Source organism: Shewanella oneidensis MR-1 (assembly GCF_000146165.2).
Taxonomy (GTDB): Bacteria; Pseudomonadota; Gammaproteobacteria; order Enterobacterales; family Shewanellaceae; genus Shewanella; species Shewanella oneidensis.
This window is the reverse complement of sequence record NC_004347.2, coordinates 2,380,189-2,399,567: the sequence shown is the minus strand read 5'-3', so window position 1 is coordinate 2,399,567 and position 19,379 is coordinate 2,380,189. Positions and strand designations below refer to the sequence as shown.

The window sequence follows — 19,379 nt, the reverse complement described above, 5'->3', positions numbered from 1 at the left end:
GTAATGAAAACTTCATCGTATTTATTAAAAGCTGGCGTCGATTACCCTACAAATTGGGACGAATTTGTTGATTGGTTTCATGATGAACAATCTTGCACTAGCTACCTTTACGCACTTCGTTGGCCAAACGGATTCATTTGCCCAAGCTGTTCGAGCCATCAATCACCTTATCAGTTAAGTAATGGCAAGTTAAAATGTCATGCTTGCCGTTTTCAGTGTTCAGTAACATCAAGTACACTTTTTGACAAAACAAGAACCCCCATGAAAAGTTGGTTTGCAGCTGTCTGGTTTATTACAAATCAAAAGAATGGGGTCAGCGCTCTTGGAGTCCAAAGGCTATTAGGTCTTGGGAGTTATCAAACTGCTTGGTCTTTAATGCACAAGTTAAGATATGCCATGGTTGACCCTGAAAGAGATAAACTGTCCGGCATCGTAGAGGTTGACGAAACATTAATAGGTGGGGTCATTCCAAAATCATCTATTAAAAATCAACAGGGTAAGCGTAAAGCTATAGTTTTGGTGGCTGTTGAGCTGCTATCACCCTCTGGATTTGGGCGGATACGTTTAAGGCAAGTAGAAAGTGCAACTAAAGAACATATCCATCAATTCATTCAAGATGTAATAGAGCCTGGTAGCACAATTTGTAGTGATGGTTCTCAAGCATACAAGCAAATAGACAAAAAAGGATATAAGCATAATCGGATGGTGCATTTAGGTTCATCTGTACCTGCACATGAAACAATGGCTGGGGTGCATCGAGTCTCATCATTATGTAAAAGATGGCTTTTAGGTACGTATCAAGGTGCGGTAAAGGCTAAGCAACTTGATTATTATTTAGATGAATTTACATTTCGCTTCAACAGAAGAAAGTCAGATTCTCGGGGATTATTATTCTACAGGTTGCTTGAGCAAGCAGTGCGCTGAAGAATCCCCTGATGATTTTCAGATAAATCATTAAATTAGAGTGAACTTGCACCTTGAAGTGTGATCAGATGGAAGTGCGAACAAACATCAATCACAGGGCATCAAGGTGCAAGTGTTAACTATCTTACATCAATCTCTCTATCAACATTGTCCAGAAATCCATCAAAAGCGACTGAATACACTCATGGTCGCCTGCAAAGCCCTCATCAACGCGGATTGTCTCACCCTCACGCATTTAGGGCGGCACATTGATGGCACCAGCACTCATACTAAACACTCAATAAAACGCATGGATAGATTATTGGGCAACCCGCACCTTCACCATGAAAGACTGGCTGTTTATCAGTGGCATGCAAAGTGGCTGCTAACAGCACATACGATGCCGACCATACTGGTGGATTGGTCTGATATGCGTGAAGGTCGTGAACTGATTGCACTACGCGCCTCTATTGCGATTAAGGGCCGCTCTATCACGCTCTACGAGCGAACATTTCCGTTAGTACTACAAGGCACACAAACTGCCCATAATCAGTTTCTGAATGAACTCCATAAAGTGTTACCTGACAATATTACCCCGCTGATAGTCACTGACGCGGGCTTCCGTAATCCATGGTTTCGAAAAGTCGAGCAGCTCGGTTGGTATTGGCTGGGTCGTGTCAGAGGATTAAGTGTCTATCGGCTGCACCCCTTCGGTCGCCAATTTTCGCTAAAAGCGCTTTATCCCAAAGCCAGTCGTCGCGCAAAACATGTTGGGCGAGTGGCGTTATCGGTAAAGAAACCCTTGTTATGCGAGATGGTATTGTTCAGGGCTCCAAGTAAAGGCAGAAAAGGTCAGCGAAGTACGACAACAGACTGTCACCATACGGCGCAATGGACGTATGAACTAACCGCCAAAGAGCCTTGGGCACTGGTGACCAACTTGACCATAGAAGCCATGTCGCCTCAAAAACTGGTTAATATTTACCAAAAACGGATGCAAATAGAAGAAACCTTTAGAGATTTAAAAAGCCCCGCTTATGGCTTTGGTTTACGTCATAGCAGAACACGTTATGCGGCGAGGATGGACATACTGCTATTGATAGCATTATTGGTACAACTGGCATTTTGGTGGGTAGGATTATACGGAGAAACACAGCAATTACAGCGGCACTTCCAAGCCAACACGGTAAAGAAAAGGAATGTGCTATCAACAATCAGGATGGGCAAAGAACTGCTGCGGCGACGGCATGACTACCCCATATCAGCAGATGATTTGCTTTGTGCTGCGAAGAAACTAGCCCAACTCTCATTAACTCATGGTTGTTGGGGCTATGAATTATGAGGGGATCCTACAGAGCAGTGCGTTCTAAGCCGATAACGTACCAATCAATTAAAAATCGATAACCACAATATATAGTGGTTGGTCGTGCTAAGTGGATAGCCCTTATATCCATACACACCTTATATTGTACGCATACAATTATTGACAATTTTTAATGCGATAAATAATATAGATTGAATATTAGAGATCAATGGATTTATTGTCATGGGTACAATTTGGATACCTGATCTAGACGTTTTTGTGGGCCCCAAATATCAACGTCTTGTCAGTGCAATCGAACAGGGTATTTTGCAAAAAGAGCTTCCCCATGGCACTAAACTCCCGCCGCAGCGCCGGTTAGCTGATGCCCTTGGGGTGACGATTGGCACTGTCACACGAGCCTATGCACTAGCAGAGCAACGCGGCTATGTTGAAGCGCGAATTGGCGATGGAACATACGTTAATGCCTCACCGGTGCCAGAAATGGCTAATCTGCAACTCAATATGGCAACTTGCCAACAACCCTTGACGGATCAAATCAGCACCCTTAGTGATTGTTTAAGTCTTCTGGCGAAGGATCCCACCAAGCTCAGCCAACTCCTTGGCTACCGTGCGAATCCCTTAGATCAGCATCAACAAACATTTCACCATTGGCTTAAGCAACGTGGCATTGAGCAGCAATCAGAGCAACTAATCTTTACCCATGGCGGTCAACAGGCTATTTTTGCCTGCCTTAATGCCTTTCTGACCAAAGGAGATGTGCTACTGCACGAACAATACTGTTATCCAGGGATTCGTATTTGTGCCAAACAGTTAGGGATCAATAGCATTGGCGTACCACTGACATCAGAAGGAGTCGATTTAGTCAGATTTGAAGCCTTAGTGCAGATCCATCGACCTAAGCTGATATACCTCACCCTAAATAATCAAAATCCGACTTGTATTCAATACAGTGAGCAGCAAAGACAACAACTGCTAGAACTCGCACAGCAGTATCAATTTTATATTATCGAGGATGATGTCAACTACTGTCTCCCAGAGGAATGGCACTCTCCCCTTTGGCAATTAGCGCAGGTGCTTAATATCCAAAGGGTGATTTATATTTCGAGCCTGTCTAAGCTATTTTCCGGAGGGCTAAGACAAGGTTTTATCTTAGTACCAGAGCCACTTATCGCTGCGCTACGACTTGCAATTCATAGTCAATGCTGGATGGTATCGCCACTCAATGTGGAACTGGCCTGTCAGTTAATTAAGCGTGGGCACATTACCGCTAATCGCGATGCGATTATTCGCGAGCGTCAGCAGCAATGCATTGCCCTTGGGCAACGACTCGGATTAACACAACGCTGGCGAGGCTTAAATGGCTGGATACAGTTACCAGAAGACATTAAAGCGCACCATTTGGTAACCGCATTAGCCGCTAAAGGCGTGTTGATCCGCCATGGTGATGACTTTAACTGCCATGATAACTTTATCCGTTTAAGTTTAGGCGGCGCCGAAAACGATACCCAATTTCGACTGGCGATTGAATGCATTGAATCAACCTTTAATGCCTTAAAGCAAAATGCCTATTCCGTCGTTTAATGGCTAAAGATTGGTCCAGTGTCCAAATGTGATCAATATAAACGCCAGCGCAATGCGCTGGCGTTTATGTCAACATGATGAGTTAAGATAAAACAGCGAAAACAAGATATCGATTTAAAATGGTTTAGCGGTTTCTTGTCGTATGACTTCGCTACAATTACTGCACTTTAATCTGATAGACGCTCGTCGTGCCGCTGACTTCATTACCAATAATCAGCAAGGGCTGGCGATTAGGACTCTTGTCGGCACTCACAAATTTCATGCCTTCAGGACCTAAATCCCCCGCCAAACTAGCATCCCCTTTCACTTTACCTGTTGAAGTATCAATCACAAAGTCAGCGTCAAAATCACGATTCACAACATAATCCACAAAATGCACATCAAAAGGGTTAGTCACGTCATAGATCATAAAACCAGAGGTGCGCTCGAGCCCGATAAAGGCATAGCGTTTTTGGCCTATCTTACCGAGCGTCAACGCTTCAGGTTCTGGCCCCTTATCGTCACTGCGGCTATCGCCTTTGTTTTCTTCATTGTTATTATTGAAGTTATTACCCAACAACGCGGCAGTGATCCGCTCAAAATCGCTGCCACTATCAAATACCAGTTGACCTCCAGTCGTCCAGATTGAGAAGGAACGAGCCCCAAAGCTGACGATTTTGTCATGATCTGCATCATTGTCATCATTACCCATGCTCTTAGTCACTTTAAGGCGGGCTAATTGGGTTTTATCTTTAGCGGCGGCAAATTGTGGATGATTTGGATCTAAGGTTAAATCAGCTGCACGGGCTTCCTCAGAAAAACCAGCATAATCACGGGAATCGCCTTCGTTTGCGGTGACAATAAAGTCAGTATTATTCCAACGGTAACTCGCGACGGTATCCGGTTGATACATACCATACACGCCCGCATAGGCTTGCAGGTTAACCAAATCATCCTTATCACTGGCATCAATTATATTCACACCAAGGCCATAATCTTTAAGGCCTAATGGTAGAATTTTATCTACTTTGGCTTTAGTGATATCAATCACCGCAATCGCATTGTTCTCTTGCAGACTCACAAATGCATGGCTGTTATCTGGACTGATACTAATATATTCAGGCTCTAAGTCCTGGGCCACACTGGCTATAGGACCATTAATTTTAATGTCGTGAGTGATTTCTTTATTGCGAGCATTACCTTGATTAAATTCAGTAAACTGCACTAGAGTCGCAGTGACCGAAGGTTTACTATCCACAATAGCGATAATGGCCACACTGCCCTCAGGATCGATGCTATAGTCTTGATTAGGTTCACCTTCATTGGCAACTAATACGGTTTTTCCATCATGACTAAAAACGACGTTATCCGGCAATGCCCCCACTTCAACCGCACTGATAAACAATGGTGCTTCTATGCCATTGAGCTGATAAAATGCTACAAAACCATTGGATTGCGTTTTATTACCTGCGGCATCACCGCGCTCAATCGCCGCCGCTAACAAGTTGCCAGAAATACTGACACTGTTGACGCTCCCCATAAAGCTAAGGCCCACATCTTTAGCGACATCTAGCTCACCTAACTTATCAAGATTATTCAAGGCTAATGGTTCTGAGGCTTTCGTCGCGTTAGCAAGTAAACTGGCATCGAGCATATCGACTTTACCACTAATCGCATTAACCACAAAAATACGCTTAGAGTCACTGTGGTATTCCACAATTTCTGCCGCACTAAGGCCGTAAATCCCAGTTTGATGACGACCAATAAGCTCAGCTTTTACACCTGCAGACTGGGGCTGGCAGATAAATTGTGTTTGCGCGGTAATGATTTCTGCATCTTCCAATTGACCATTGCGATTTGCATCAAGCCCAGTATCGATACGTTGACCTCCAGCAGGACAGTTGGTATCACCGATGGCTAAGGCCGTGACTTTCACTAAGGAATTTAAGCCGTTATCTCCTTGCTCACCATTAACACCATCATCACCATTGCAGGCACCGAGGAGTAAACTTGCCAGTATCGCACCAGCCAGTGGCAGTCGTTTTGTGTTCATTACATCATTCCTGAATGTGTTGTTATTGGTCGTAGGGTTTTGCTAAAGCCAACTAAACTAATGCCCATTCAAGACAGTTATATGACTTACAGATGACACAGGAATGACAGTCCCAGTCGAATACATGACGCTCAAGCATGCATTCAATGTAATACAAAGACATAAAATTCATTTTGGTTACAATTTAAGTGTAAAGATATCGTCACCAAGATTGGCTTATTTGCCTGAGCGTTTTACTATGTCATGGCTTAATATCCTTATACTCGATACAAAGCCTATGACTGAGTTCAAATGCTGACGTAGTCTTCACAGGTCACTCATTTCTTCCCTATACTCCTCTAATACTCATGGCGAGGTGCGCTATGTCGATTGAGGCGAAATGAGTCGCCAATATGCAAAATTGTTACCCTACAATTTTGATTTTCGAGTGACATAACACTTAATATCGACTTCTTTCGCCACCCGAGGTAACAGTGGACCCACAACCGTCAAGCTATTCAAGCAAACAAAGTAATATTCCCCATTTGGCACTGCTTATCCCAATGCTCGCAGCCATTGTGGCGATCACGCCGCTCGCCATCGACATGTATCTGCCAGCTATGGCGACACTTGCCCATAGCTTTAATACCGATATCATCCTAGTACAGCAATCCTTAAGTGTTTACTTAGGTGGTTATGCACTTGGCATGCTGTGTTTTGGGCCGCTAGCCGATCGCCTTGGCCGTCGACCTATGGTGATAATGGGCCTCACTGGCTTCATGCTTATCAGTTTTCTATTAGGACTAGCCGAGCAGATTAATGTGTTTTTAGGCTTACGCTTTTTACAAGCCTTTATCGGCGCGGCTGCCACCGTAGTCGTGCCTGGGTATATTAAAGAGGTTTATGGGGAAAATACGGCTAAGGGCATGTCTTATGTAAGCCTTATTATGATGTTAGCTCCATTGTTAGCCCCAACTATTGGCAGCCTTATCCTCGAACTCGGTGACTGGCATTTAATTTTCTTTATTCAGTCGGCCTATACGCTGTTATTGCTGTTATTAGTGATCATTCTGCTAAGAATGCCCAGTGATAAAGATAAGAGTTCCCGTAGCCAAAAATCCTTTTTAGGCGCCTATGCCACGGTGTTTTCACGTCCCGGCGTCAAAATGAATATTGCCAGTGGCGTACTCACTTCCTTTGCCTTTTTTTGTTATTTAACTGCGTCCCCCTTTGTCTATATGGAAGTCTTTTCATTAGATAAGTCCTTATTTGCCCTACTCTTTAGTACCAATGTGGGCGCGCTGATGCTGGCAAATATCATCAATACGCGAATTGTAGGCCGTTATGGTTCGTTGAGAATGCTGCACGTGTCGACTTTCTTAGGGGCGCTCGCTGCAGCAGGTTTACTGGGAGTGAATTTATTGGGGCTAAGTTATCACTTTACTGTATTAATGCTTATTCCACTGATGGGTTCACTTGGCATTATGTCAGTTAACGCAGATGCCATTGTATTAATGAAATTTAAGCAGGAAACGGGCACTGCAACCGCCGTGATTGGCACCTTAAGGTTCGGCTTTGGCGCCCTTGCAGGGCCATTACTCGCGCTGTTTTACAATGGCACCGCTGTGCCCTTCTCGGCATTAATGCTGACAGCGGTATTATTGGTGGGATTCTGTCAATTTAACCGACCGACTCATCAAGCCAAACCGAAGCAATAATCTGCGCCCTTATGCGCGTAAGCGAAGCAAACAGGGTTTTCATCGCTTTAGTAGTTGATTTGTAAAAAAAATTATGCACTTTCTAAATAAACGGCACTGAGGTGCCGTTTTTCATTGTAACTCACCTAACTCATTCTAATTAAAGTAATTACATTTAAGCTGCACGCATAATTAATCCTGTTTAATGGTCGTTTATCGCACCTAAACATGAAATTGTCTCAAGTTGGTTATTTTTTACATAAAAGTCTTGAAATGTGTTCTTTTTTGAATATGATGAAATTCTGTTCATTGCAACAGCAGCTGCATCCCAAAGGATGAGTGCTTGAAATCGCCGATTTTAAGCAAAGCAATCGGAGTCTGAATTACCCTTCAGGCTTATTTTTAGAGCGATTACCGTCGCTGTAACAAGATACTGTTTACCGTAACGGTACTATGCAATAGGAGTTTCACATGGAGAAGTTATCCGGCGCCAGCATGATTGTGCGTTCCCTTATTGATGAAGGTGTAAAGCACATTTTTGGTTATCCTGGCGGCTCAGTGTTAGATATCTACGACGCCCTGCACCTTATCCCCGGTATTGAACATATCCTCGTTCGCCACGAACAAGCCGCAGTGCATATGGCCGATGGTTATGCCCGCGCCACGGGAAAAGTGGGTGTGGTATTAGTGACCTCAGGTCCAGGCGCCACCAATGCGATTACCGGTATCGCTACCGCTTATATGGATTCAATTCCATTAGTAGTACTATCGGGCCAAGTACCTAGCAATCTTATCGGTAATGATGCCTTCCAAGAATGCGACATGATTGGGATTTCACGCCCCGTCGTCAAACACAGCTTTTTAGTACAAGATCCCACTCAAATTCCTGAGATCATTAAAAAAGCCTTTTATATTGCCTCCACGGGTCGTCCCGGCCCCGTCGTGGTAGACTTGCCCAAGGATTGCCTCAATCCAGCATTACTGCACGACTATATTTACCCCGAGAGCATAAAAATGCGCTCCTATAATCCAACGACATCGGGCCATAAAGGTCAAATTCGTCGAGGATTACAGGCATTATTAGCAGCGAAAAAACCCGTGCTGTATGTGGGCGGCGGCGCGATTATCTCAGGATCTGAAAAACAAATCTTAACGCTGGCAGAAAAATTAAATATTCCCGTTATCAGCACCTTAATGGGTCTTGGCGCCTTCCCTGGCACCCACAAAAACAGCTTAGGTATGCTGGGGATGCACGGTCGTTACGAAGCTAACATGGCGATGCATAACTGCGATCTTATCTTTGGTATTGGCGTTCGTTTCGATGATAGAACCACCAATAACATTGAAAAATACTGCCCCAATGCCACGATTTTGCATATTGATATCGACCCATCATCCATTTCAAAAACCGTAAGAGTAGATATCCCTATTGTAGGTTCGGCCGATATCGTATTGGATAGCATATTGGCGCTGCTTGATGAAGCCAGTGAGACCAATGATTTCGTTGCAATCAATCAATGGTGGCAAGAGATCACTACGTGGCGCAATCGTCAGTGCCTGGCATACGATAAAGAAAGTAACCGGATCAAACCACAACAAGTCATTGAAACCTTATATAAACTCACCAATGGTGAGGCCTATGTTGCTTCCGATGTTGGTCAACACCAGATGTTTGCCGCACTATATTATCCCTTTGATAAACCACGTCGTTGGATAAACTCCGGTGGCCTTGGCACCATGGGCTTTGGGTTACCCGCTGCCATGGGGGTCAAAATGGCGATGCCAGACGAAACCGTGGTCTGCGTAACCGGTGATGGTTCAATTCAAATGAACATTCAAGAACTATCAACCGCTCTGCAATACGATACGCCAGTTAAAATTATCAACTTAAACAACCGTTTCCTTGGCATGGTGAAACAGTGGCAAGATATGATCTACTCTGGTCGCCATTCCCATTCCTATATGGATTCGGTACCTAATTTTGCAAAAATTGCCGAAGCCTATGGCCATGTTGGCATGACCATTAGCGATCCCGCTGAGCTTGAATCTAAGATGGCCGAAGCCCTCGCCATGAAAGACAGACTGGTATTTATCGATATTATGGTGGATGAGACTGAGCACGTTTACCCGATGCTTATCCGCGGTGGAGCGATGAACGAAATGTGGTTAAGCAAAACGGAGAAGTGCTAATGCGTCGAATTATATCTGTATTACTCGAAAACCAATCCGGCGCCCTATCCCGAGTTGTCGGCCTATTTTCCCAGCGCGGTTATAACATTGAAAGTTTAACCGTGGCGCCGACCGATGATAATACCTTGTCGCGCCTTAATATTTCACTGGTTGCCGATGAAAAGGTCCTCGAACAAATCGAAAAACAACTGCATAAGTTGGTCGATGTTCTCAAGGTCTCGAATGTGACCGAGTCAGCCTATATTGAACGCGAACTCGCGCTGGTCAAAGTCCGTGCCCAAGGGGAGCTTAGGGAAGAAATTAAGCGCACCGCCGATATCTTCCGTGGTCAGATTGTCGATGTCACCGCTAATCTCTACACCATTCAATTGGTTGGCACCACAGAAAAGCTTGATGCCTTTATTCATTCGATGGGTGAAGTGACCAAAGTGGTTGAAGTATCACGCTCTGGTGTAGTAGGTCTGGCCCGCGGTGAAAAAGCGATGAAAGCCTAAAGAGCTTATATAAAGATAACGCTTAGAAAACATCTCAAATTCGAGCGGGACAGAGATAACAATAAGGGGAGCATTAAGCTCCCCTTCTTTATCCGCGCGATTCTGGATTAGGATTGACTATCTAATAAGCGTGATGTGGTGATTTCAATCTTGCGTGGTTTTAATGCTTCAGGAATTTCACGCACTAAATCAATATTTAATAAACCATTCTCTAAACTTGCACCCAATACTGTCACATAATCGGCAAGCTGGAAGGTGCGTTCAAAACCGCGCTCAGCAATACCTTGGTATAGGTATTTACGCTCAGTTTGGCTTTCTGCTTTATTACCTTTAACCAGTAATTTCTCACCTTCGCTACTGATCTCAAGCTCTTCCATTGAGAATCCGGCCACGGCCATCGTGATGCGATAACGATTTTCGCCAAGGAGTTCAATGTTGTATGGAGGATAACCTGAGTTGCCATTATTTGCAGCGGCATGTTCTGCCAACTGTGCTAAACGGTCAAAACCAATGGCACTACGGTAAAGAGGAGTTAAATCATAAGTACGCATATTCATATCCTTGTCTTAAGCAATATGGGAAATTAGCGGACAACCGTCACAAACATACGTGATATGTCTCGCCGAACTTAACTTCTGTCCTTGCGGCACAGAATTAATCACGGATCCTCATCGAGCGATCCTGTAGTAGATATAAGGATAGGAAAACGGATTTCAAGGGAAAAAATGAAAAATTTTAAAAATGAAATAATACCAATTACATTAATTAACTGTTCATCTTTGCCCACTGCCTAGAGCATAATTGCATTACCCTCAGCGGTTCTTTTATAAATGTATTCCATGCGATGGAGCATTGCTCGACAATATCGTCGTAGCCCTTAAAGCTGCGATTTGCCAGCACATGTTGACGCAGCCATTGCCAGACCTGCTCCATCGGATTCAACTCCGGTGAATATGGGGGGAGTTTGACGATACTTAGGTTATCAAAGTCATCGGCTAAATCTCGTTGATGCCAGCCCGCACCGTCCATGATGACCAGTGCATGTCGTCCAAATTCTGTTGCGGCCGAGATCAATTTTAAGTGTTCATGCATATAATCGCTGTTGGCAAACGGGGCGAGAATGGCTTCCGTGGCGCCTGTTGCCGGACACAGAGCCCCAAATAAATACGCTGATTCAAACTGTTGCTGTTTTACTGCTCGTGGCCGAGTCCCTTTCTCAGCCCAGATACGAGTGGTGGTGTTTTGTTGACCAAATCTGGCTTCATCTTGAAACCAAACATCAATGCGATCGAGTGCAACGTGTCCTGGGGTGTTAAGGATCATTGCCATTGGGAAGTTTTTTAAAAGACTCTTGCACAGCTTCAGATTGCTTCGGATGACGTGCTCTCGTAGTGATCCACGAAAAGCCTAATTGATGTAGTAAACGGTAGAGATTAGTTTGCTTGAAAGTCACGCCAAATTCAGACTGGATAAAGTCGCCGACATCCTTGGCCATTAGTCTGCCACCTTGCTCAGATAGACTTTTGAGCTGGACGAATTCTGCTAGGGTTGCTAGTTGCGAGGAGGACAATTTAGCGGGACGTCCCGGATTTGGCTTGTCATTTAGGCCGGACAGTCCCAAGGAAAGATAAGTGGAGACCCACTTATTCACACTGGTTCTGCTGACCTTCAACATACTGGCGATAGCAGTACGGGAATGACCTTCTGTGAAGTGAAGCAGAGCGAGATAGCGGATCCGTTTACGTGCGCTTTTCTCGGATTTAACTAATGCAGCAATGTCTGGATGGCTCATGAGCTGGAAGCTGAGAACGTGTTGGCTAATTAGATCACATAATTAAGGAGATTGGTATAAAAATAGTGCCTTATCAAAAAATTGCCACATTAATGACACACTGCATAAATCTTAGTCAATAAAAAAGGAGCCATAAGGCTCCCTTCTTCGGTCTCGCACTCAGATTAGCGAGTACGTGGACACAGTTCTTCAGCACTGAAGAAGTAAGCAATTTCACGTTCTGCAGATGCTAAAGAGTCAGAACCGTGAGCAGCGTTTTCGTCGATGCTTTGAGCGAAATCGGCACGGATAGTACCAGGCGCTGCTTGAGCTGGGTTAGTCGCACCTAAAATTTCACGGTGAGCTAAAACAGCGTTTTCGCCTTCTAATACTTGAACCATGATTGGACCAGAAGTCATGAAAGCAACCAGAGCGCCGAAGAAGCCACGCTCGCTATGCTCAGCATAGAAACCTTCAGCTTGTTCTTTAGTCAGGTGTAACATTTTAGCTGCAACGATCTTCAGACCAGCAGTTTCAAAACGGTTGTAGATTGCACCGATGTGGTTTTTAGCAACAGCATCAGGCTTAATGATAGAAAATGTGCGTTCGATCGCCATAACAAGCTTCCTTTGTCAGCAAGTTTGAAAAAATTCGCGCGGATTATACGAAATTTAAAAGGTAAATCCTATCTTTAAAGCACATAAGCCTGAGATATTGCGCACGTTGGCTGGATTTGTAACCAGATTGATCACAAAAAAAACGCCAGTCGCATTTTATGGCGACTGGCGATTGTTAACAACGATATATCTCAAGGGCTTAGTGTACCGATACACGTAGTCAAATTAACTTACTTTCTATTTTTTACCCAAATTCCTGCCCATGCTATTAAAGCAACCAAAATAATCGCAGGCGCTAAATCGAGCAAATGATGGAATAAACCGACACCGCCATGACCAGGATGAGCCCATGCCAACGCGGGTAACAGTGTGAATAACATAGCAAACAAAAGTTTCATGTGAACATCCTTGCGTTGCGAAATAACATTAAGCGGTTAATAACTTAACCGATAAATAACAAGGTACGTTATTCAATAATAATGAATTTGATACTGATCAAACTCCAACAACAATCTCAAATTAAAGCTAAGCAAACGTGAGCAAAATCACTCTTTATAGTATTTCCGTGGACAAGTTGACACAACCGCAGGGCTCGTAACGCGGAGGGCGTTCAAAATTCTGTGTCAGGCTAATTTTTAAATTTCTAGCACGCTATCTAAACGTCCTTCAAAATAAATCGCTAACTGAGATAAACAAAGGCTCCAATTGTGGATTGGCATGGTCCATTTATCTGAGGCGTTTAATATGCCTGCGTAAAGTAGCTTCAACAAGCTATTTTCATTAGGAAAAGCACCTTTGGTTTTGGTGAGCTTTCTAAATTGGCGATGTACAGCCTCAACTGCATTGGTCGTGTAAATCACTTTCCTGATATGTTCTGGGTACTTAAAATAATGAGACAAATTATGCCATTTGCGACGCCAAGAGTTGATTACCAACGGATAAGCATCACCCCATTTGGCCTCCAGTTCGTCCAATGCCATCTCTGCGGCTTCTTTACTCACGGCTCGATACACAGGCTTTAAATCAGCCATAAACGCTTTCTGATTTTTTGAGGCGACATACTTCATTGAGTTACGGATCTGGTGGATAACGCATAGCTGTGTTTCCGTATGAGGAAAGATACTGGCTATGGCCTCAGGGAAACCGGTCAAGCCGTCAACACAGGCGATAAGAATATCTTTTACACCACGATTATTAAGATCGGTCAGTACGGATAGCCAGTAATTAGCGCCTTCATTTTCGGATAAGTGAAGCCCTAAAATTTCCTTTTTTCCTTTCATATTAAGCGCTAACAATGTGTAAACGGCTTTACTGACGTAACGCCCATCCTCTTTGACTTTATAATGTATCGCATCAAGCCAAACGATAGGATAATGGCTATCTAATGGGCGCTGCTGCCACGCTTTAAGTTCGGGGATGAGTTTGTCAGTGATAGCACTGACTGTTGCGTTAGACACATTGAGCCCATACATATCTTCAACATGTTGATTAATATCGCGATAGCTCATACCTATACTGAACATCGATAACACTTTACGTTCGATTTCATCGGTTAGTGTAGTTTGATTTTTCTTAATCAACTGAGGCTCAAAGGTGCCATTGCGGTCTCTAGGCGCGTCTAACTCAAAGTTACCGGACGGATGCTTAATGGTCTTAGGGGTTTTGCCATTTTTACGATTAGGCTGAGGATCATGCGCTAAATGCTGCTCAAGCTCAGCCTGGAGAGCCGCTTCAGTGAGTTGCTTGATCAGTGGGCCAAGAATGCTGTCTTTACCTGTGAGGCTTTTACCTGATTGCAGATCTTTAAGGGCTTGTTCGAAGTTAAAAGGTTGGGTCATGTGTCATTCCTGTTTTTGAATATTTTACTGAAATGACACAGAATTATGAACACTACCGTAACGCGATTGACCTAAGCTACTTTTCTTCAATCCAGCATTGCTGAATGGCTTCTAATACCTTTTCATTGCAATGTTTAGGATCATCACCAAAATCCTCTAGCGCCAATACCCACTGATACAATTCGGTAAAATGCAGCTTACGGGGATCAACCTCTGAATGCTTCTCGAGTAATTCTAAGGCGATATCTAATGAATCAATCCACTTTAATGACATCTTTTTCCCCATGATGCAAACTGCAGCTTACGTACATTTACACTGAGTTTAGCTTAATAACCGCGCAACTTTAGGCTTGAGTTGGCTTTTTTGTTTTGAGGGCATTTTTTTCAACAAATTCGATAATGGCCCCAGCGACATCCTTAGCGGTCGCGCCTTCAATACCTTCAAGGCCTGGCGAGGAGTTCACTTCCATCACTAAAGGGCCATGGTTTGAGCGCAGTAAATCCACACCTGCAACATTTAAGCCCATGGTTTTGGCGGCGCGAATAGCAACTGAGCGTTCTTCTGGCGTGAGTTTGACTAAACTTGCCGTACCACCACGATGAAGGTTTGAGCGAAACTCCCCTGGCATGGCTTGACGCTTCATCGCAGCGACCACTTTATCCCCAAGGACAAAACAGCGAATATCGGCACCATTGGCTTCTTTGATATATTCTTGCACCATGATGTTGGCTTTTAATCCCATAAAAGCTTCAATCACACTCTCGGCCGCTTTACGAGTTTCAGCCAACACCACACCAATACCTTGAGTGCCCTCTAGCAATTTAATCACTAAAGGTGCGCCGCCGACCATATCAATTAAATCAGGAATATCACTTGGTTTGTTCGCAAAGCCCGTGATAGGTAAGCCAATGCCGCGGCGCGACATTAATTGCATTGAGCGCAGCTTATCGCGGGAGCGCGAAATGCCTACTGAATCATTGAGCGCATAGACGCCCATCATCTCAAACTGGCGCAGCACCGCAGAGCCATAAAAGGTAATTGATGCGCCGATACGTGGGATCACCGCATCAAAAGGCGGTAATTCTTCACCACCTATATGAATGCTCGATTGGCGCATATTGATGTTCATGTAACATTCAAGCGGGTTGATCACTTTAACTTCGTGACCACGTAATGTCGCAGCCTCAACGAGTCGCTTTGTGGAATATAGCTCAGGCCCTTGCGATAAGATCGCGATTCTCATTCTGGTCTCCGACAACCATTACATTTTGAGCGCATAATACGCTTGCTTAGGGATAAATCAATCATGGCTATTATCGCTTGCGCAAATGCTGGGCGCTAGAAGCCAAAAACCAGTCACAAAGACTGGTTTTTGGCGATATAGCTAGCTTGAGTTGATTAACCCTCGCTCACCATATTGACTGTATACTTAGGAATTTCAATCACCAGATCGCTATCGACGACTTTGGCCTGACAGGATAAGCGGCTCTCAGGCTCAAGTCCCCAAGCTTTATCAAGCATATCGTCTTCAAGTTCATCACTTGGCTCTAGTTCATCAAATCCTTCACGCACAATACAATGGCATGTAGTGCAAGCACAGGATTTTTCACAAGCATGCTCGATATTGATGCCATTGCGCAGCGCCACATCGAGAATCATTTCACCTACTTTGGCTTCCAACACTGCGCCATCGGGACACAACTCAGCATGGGGAAGAAACACTAACTGGGGCATCACATCACCTATATCTTGTCAATTGACTGACCTTTAAAGGCCACTCGAATAGAATTATCCATACGTTTTGCAGCAAAATCTTGAGTATGTTCATCAAGTATTTCGATCGCTTTTTTAATTGTATCTGCATCATCACTACCGGCGACTTGAACCAGCTCTGCCATCACAGTATCTATTTGCTGACGCTCATCACTTGTTAGTAAGTCACCATCTTTTGAGAGCGCCGCATTCAAGGACTCAAGCACCCTCGCCGCTTCAACTTGCTGCTCAGCCAGCATACGCCGGCCGATATCTTCCTTAGCATGCTTCATCGAATCTTTAAGCATGGTCGCAATCTCACTATCTGATAAGCCAAAGGATGGTTTAACTTGAATACTGGATTGAACACCCGTGGATTTCTCCATGGCAGTGACGCTTAATAATCCATCGGCATCCACTTGGAAGGTCACCCGAATATGGGCGGCACCTGCCGCTAACGGTGGAATACCCTTTAAGGTGAAGCGTGCTAAAGAGCGACAATCATCGACTAGCTCGCGCTCGCCCTGCACCACATGGAACGCCATAGCCGTTTGCCCATCCTTAAAGGTGGTAAACTCTTGAGCACGGGCCACGGGGATAGTCGTGTTACGAGAGACGACTTTTTCCACTAAACCGCCCATGGTTTCAATCCCTAATGATAGTGGGATCACATCCAGCAGTAATAGCTCAGACTCAGGTTTATTACCTACCAAAATATCGGCCTGGATCGCCGCGCCAATGGCGACAACACGGTCAGGATCGATTGAGGTTAATGGCGCTTTACCAAAAAAGGCTTCAACTTGTTCACGCACTAATGGCACGCGGGTGGAACCACCAACCATGACGGTTTCAAGCACTTCATCAGCGGTCACTCCCGCATCACGTAATGTGCGGCGACAACTTGCGATGGTTTTCTTCACAAGCGCAGCGATGAGGCCCTCAAATTGCGCCTTAGTAACCACTTGCTTGAGCACCGAACCATCGGCAAGGGTAAGACTCGCCTCAGTGTCACTGGCATAGGTTAAAGCTTCTTTTACCCGGCGAGCCTCTATCAATAGCTGGCGGCTTAACTGAGAGTCGATATCCGTCAGTTGCCATACTTGCAGCATATGTGCTTGTAAAAGATGGTCAAAATCATCACCACCGAGCGCAGAATCGCCCCCGGTAGCGAGCACTTCGAATACGCCGCGATTTAAACGCAAAATAGAAATATCAAAGGTTCCGCCACCGAGATCGTAAATAGCGATCACGCCTTCTTGCTTAGAGTCTAAGCCATAGGCAATCGCTGCTGCGGTTGGTTCATTTAATAAGCGTAAAACCTTTACACCCAATAAAGACGCCGCATCCTTAGTGCCCTGACGCTGGGCATCATCGAAATAAGCTGGCACAGTTATCACCGCGCCTTGTAGCTCGCCACCCAGAGTTTTCTCGGCGCGCTCAATCAAGGGACGTAAAATTTCAGCAGAAACTTGCACCGGATTCACTAAACCTTGCGGCGTGACAAACAGCGGTAAACCATTTTCACTGGCTTCAAATTGATATGGGAAAGATTGCTCGCCAGATTGGATATCCGTAAGACTACGTCCCATAAAACGTTTGACCGAAACGATAGTATTTTTAGGATCCTGTGCTGAACTCATGGCCGCAACATAACCTACTTCAATGCCCTCTTGAGTGTAACGGACTATCGAAGGTAAAGAATGCTGGCCGTTTTCATCGGGCAAGGTCGCCGTTACGCCACTGCGTACAGCGGCCACAAGAGAATTAGTTGTACCTAAATCGATGCCAACGGCAAGTCTATGTTGGTGCGGCGCGGCGCTTTGTCCGGGCTCAGCAATCTGCAAAAGGGCCATATGTATCCAACTTAGTAACGCCGACTCAAATCAATCGGAATCGGCAAAATAACTGCAATAGGGAAAATTAATCTAGCAAAGCGTCTTCGATACGCGTCAGCTCATCCTGTAATTTTGCCATAAATTTAAGTTTGCGTACTTGATCTGCCGCTAACAAGGCATCTTCGTCGCTGCCACTGCTGAGTTGTGCGGCCAATAATTTAGTCAATTTTAGACGGTAAGCCGCAAAAGAATCGTACAGTTCATTAATAATGGCTTGATGATCGATGCTCTCACGGATATCTTCTAATGCTTCACGCCATTCCATCTGCTGCATTAAAAATGCAGTATCTTTCACCGTCGTGGTTTCATGGCTTAAATCAATACCACGCAGTGAGAGCATATGCTCAGCACGGCGGATGGGATCTTTGAGAGTTTGATAACCATCATTGACTTGCGCAGTACGTTGCACCGATAGCAACCGTTGTTGCTCGGTATCATTGGCAAACTTATCGGGATGCACCGCCCGTTGCAGCTCGCGGTAGCGATCTGCAAGCACTGCGGTGTCAATATCGAAGGTAGGGGGAAATTTAAACAGCTCGAAATAATTCATGCGTCAATTCGGCAATTAAACAGTGAAACTCTCACCGCAACCGCACTCACCTTTTGCGTTAGGATTGTTAAATTGGAAACCTTCGTTCAGGCCTTCTTTAACAAAATCCAACTCAATGCCCTGAAGATAGATAAAGCTTTTGGCATCAATAATGATTTTTACACCATCAATATCATAAACTTCATCGTCATCGTTCAGCGCATCAACAAACTCAAGCACATAAGCCATACCTGAACAGCCTGACGTCTTTAAGCCGAGACGCAGACCAATGCCCTTGCCTCGATTTGCTAAGAAAGACCTGACGCGTTCAGTTGCCGCTGGGGTCATTGTAATTGCCATCTTAACTCCAGATGTTACTTAGCTTGTTTAGATTTGTACTCGTCAATCGCCGCTTTAATGGCATCTTCAGCCAAAATAGAACAATGGATTTTTACGGGTGGCAGAGCTAATTCTTCAGCAATATCAGTGTTTTTGATCGCTGCAGCTTGCTCAATCGTCTTGCCTTTAACCCATTCAGTCACCAGTGAGCTAGATGCAATCGCACTACCACAACCATAGGTTTTGAACTTAGCATCTTCGATAATGCCGTCAGCGCCGATTTTAAGCTGTAACTTCATCACGTCACCGCAAGCTGGTGCTCCCACCATACCGGTTACGACTGAAGGATCGTTTTTATCAAAAGAACCAACGTTACGTGGGTTCTCGTAATGATCTATCACTTTTTCACTGTAAGCCATGATACTGCTCCAAAATTA

General features: G+C 44.7%; 19 protein-coding genes. 6 read left to right on the top strand and 13 right to left on the bottom strand.

All coding sequences use genetic code 11. The annotated features are described in order from the left end of the window. The first annotated feature begins 3 nt into the window (after positions 1-3). The 3 genes from SO_RS10480 to SO_RS10470 all read left to right on the top strand — a co-directional run bounded on the left by SO_RS10480 (position 4) and on the right by SO_RS10470 (position 3,808). The gene (locus SO_RS10480; RefSeq protein WP_164925703.1) at positions 4-924 is read left to right on the top strand and encodes an IS1595-like element ISSod11 family transposase; all 921 of its coding nucleotides are present in this window, start codon (positions 4-6) and stop codon (positions 922-924) included. A 106-nt stretch (positions 925-1,030) separates the two neighbouring features. After that, a complete protein-coding gene (locus SO_RS10475) occupies positions 1,031-2,245 on the top strand; it encodes an IS4-like element ISSod3 family transposase (RefSeq protein ID WP_011070548.1) in 1,215 nt (404 codons plus the stop codon). A 204-nt stretch (positions 2,246-2,449) separates the two neighbouring features. Continuing rightward, positions 2,450-3,808 (top strand): aminotransferase-like domain-containing protein, encoded by a 1,359-nt coding sequence (locus SO_RS10470; protein ID WP_011072292.1) that lies wholly within the window; start codon positions 2,450-2,452, stop codon positions 3,806-3,808. A 157-nt stretch (positions 3,809-3,965) separates the two neighbouring features. Here the strand turns inward: SO_RS10470 and SO_RS10465 are convergent, their stop codons facing one another. Beyond that, positions 3,966-5,840 carry a choice-of-anchor I family protein gene (locus SO_RS10465; RefSeq protein WP_011072291.1) on the bottom strand — a complete coding sequence of 625 codons (1,875 nt, stop codon included), beginning with the start codon at positions 5,838-5,840 and terminating at the stop codon, positions 3,966-3,968. 473 nt (positions 5,841-6,313) lie between these two features. Between SO_RS10465 and SO_RS10460 the strand changes: the two genes are divergently transcribed. The 3 genes from SO_RS10460 (at position 6,314) to ilvN (ending at position 10,200) form a co-directional block, all read left to right on the top strand. Next, positions 6,314-7,537 carry a multidrug effflux MFS transporter gene (locus tag SO_RS10460; protein ID WP_011072290.1) on the top strand — a complete coding sequence of 408 codons (1,224 nt, stop codon included), beginning with the start codon at positions 6,314-6,316 and terminating at the stop codon, positions 7,535-7,537. 450 nt (positions 7,538-7,987) lie between these two features. Next, on the top strand, positions 7,988-9,706 hold the full coding sequence (locus SO_RS10455) for an acetolactate synthase 3 large subunit (RefSeq protein WP_011072289.1): 1,719 nt from the start codon (positions 7,988-7,990) through the stop codon (positions 9,704-9,706). Continuing rightward, a complete protein-coding gene (gene ilvN, locus SO_RS10450) occupies positions 9,706-10,200 on the top strand; it encodes an acetolactate synthase small subunit (protein ID WP_011072288.1) in 495 nt (164 codons plus the stop codon). Before SO_RS10455 ends, ilvN begins: the two co-directional genes overlap by 1 nt. A 107-nt stretch (positions 10,201-10,307) precedes the next feature. On the opposite strand, the gene SO_RS10445 is transcribed toward ilvN, so the two are convergent. The 12 genes from SO_RS10445 to iscU form a co-directional block, all read right to left on the bottom strand. Further along, positions 10,308-10,751, bottom strand: coding sequence for an Hsp20 family protein (locus SO_RS10445; RefSeq protein ID WP_011072287.1), 444 nt, complete (start codon positions 10,749-10,751; stop codon positions 10,308-10,310). A 214-nt stretch (positions 10,752-10,965) separates the two neighbouring features. Next, positions 10,966-11,992, bottom strand: a protein-coding gene (locus SO_RS10440; RefSeq protein ID WP_238560486.1) for an IS630-like element ISSod10 family transposase whose coding sequence is annotated in 2 segments (ribosomal slippage) — positions 10,966-11,542 and positions 11,541-11,992 — 1,029 coding nt in all. Because the reading frame shifts where the segments join, the coding sequence is not laid out codon by codon here. Between the two features lie 164 nt (positions 11,993-12,156). Further along, on the bottom strand, positions 12,157-12,588 hold the full coding sequence (gene ndk, locus SO_RS10435; RefSeq protein WP_011072285.1) for a nucleoside-diphosphate kinase: 432 nt from the start codon (positions 12,586-12,588) through the stop codon (positions 12,157-12,159). A gap of 230 nt (positions 12,589-12,818) precedes the next feature. After that, positions 12,819-12,986 carry a hypothetical protein gene (locus tag SO_RS23000; protein ID WP_011072284.1) on the bottom strand — a complete coding sequence of 56 codons (168 nt, stop codon included), beginning with the start codon at positions 12,984-12,986 and terminating at the stop codon, positions 12,819-12,821. A 237-nt stretch (positions 12,987-13,223) separates the two neighbouring features. Continuing rightward, on the bottom strand, positions 13,224-14,426 hold the full coding sequence (locus SO_RS10430; protein ID WP_005054087.1) for an IS256-like element ISSod4 family transposase: 1,203 nt from the start codon (positions 14,424-14,426) through the stop codon (positions 13,224-13,226). Positions 14,427-14,502: 76 nt separating this feature from the next. Continuing rightward, complete coding sequence (gene iscX / locus SO_RS10425) at positions 14,503-14,700, bottom strand: Fe-S cluster assembly protein IscX (protein ID WP_011072283.1); 198 nt, start codon at positions 14,698-14,700, stop codon at positions 14,503-14,505. Between the two features lie 70 nt (positions 14,701-14,770). Further along, positions 14,771-15,670, bottom strand: a complete 900-nt coding sequence (gene rimK, locus SO_RS10420) for a 30S ribosomal protein S6--L-glutamate ligase (RefSeq protein ID WP_011072282.1) — start codon at positions 15,668-15,670, stop codon at positions 14,771-14,773. A gap of 155 nt (positions 15,671-15,825) precedes the next feature. Next, positions 15,826-16,161, bottom strand: a complete 336-nt coding sequence (gene fdx / locus SO_RS10415) for an ISC system 2Fe-2S type ferredoxin (RefSeq protein WP_011072281.1) — start codon at positions 16,159-16,161, stop codon at positions 15,826-15,828. An 8-nt stretch (positions 16,162-16,169) separates the two neighbouring features. Next, a complete protein-coding gene (hscA, locus tag SO_RS10410; protein WP_011072280.1) occupies positions 16,170-18,032 on the bottom strand; it encodes a Fe-S protein assembly chaperone HscA in 1,863 nt (620 codons plus the stop codon). A 67-nt stretch (positions 18,033-18,099) separates the two neighbouring features. After that, complete coding sequence (gene hscB, locus SO_RS10405; RefSeq protein WP_011072279.1) at positions 18,100-18,624, bottom strand: co-chaperone HscB; 525 nt, start codon at positions 18,622-18,624, stop codon at positions 18,100-18,102. Positions 18,625-18,639: 15 nt separating this feature from the next. After that, positions 18,640-18,963, bottom strand: a complete 324-nt coding sequence (gene iscA, locus SO_RS10400; RefSeq protein WP_011072278.1) for an iron-sulfur cluster assembly protein IscA — start codon at positions 18,961-18,963, stop codon at positions 18,640-18,642. A 14-nt stretch (positions 18,964-18,977) separates the two neighbouring features. After that, the gene (gene iscU / locus SO_RS10395; protein ID WP_011072277.1) at positions 18,978-19,361 is read right to left on the bottom strand and encodes a Fe-S cluster assembly scaffold IscU; all 384 of its coding nucleotides are present in this window, start codon (positions 19,359-19,361) and stop codon (positions 18,978-18,980) included. Positions 19,362-19,379 lie beyond the last annotated feature (18 nt).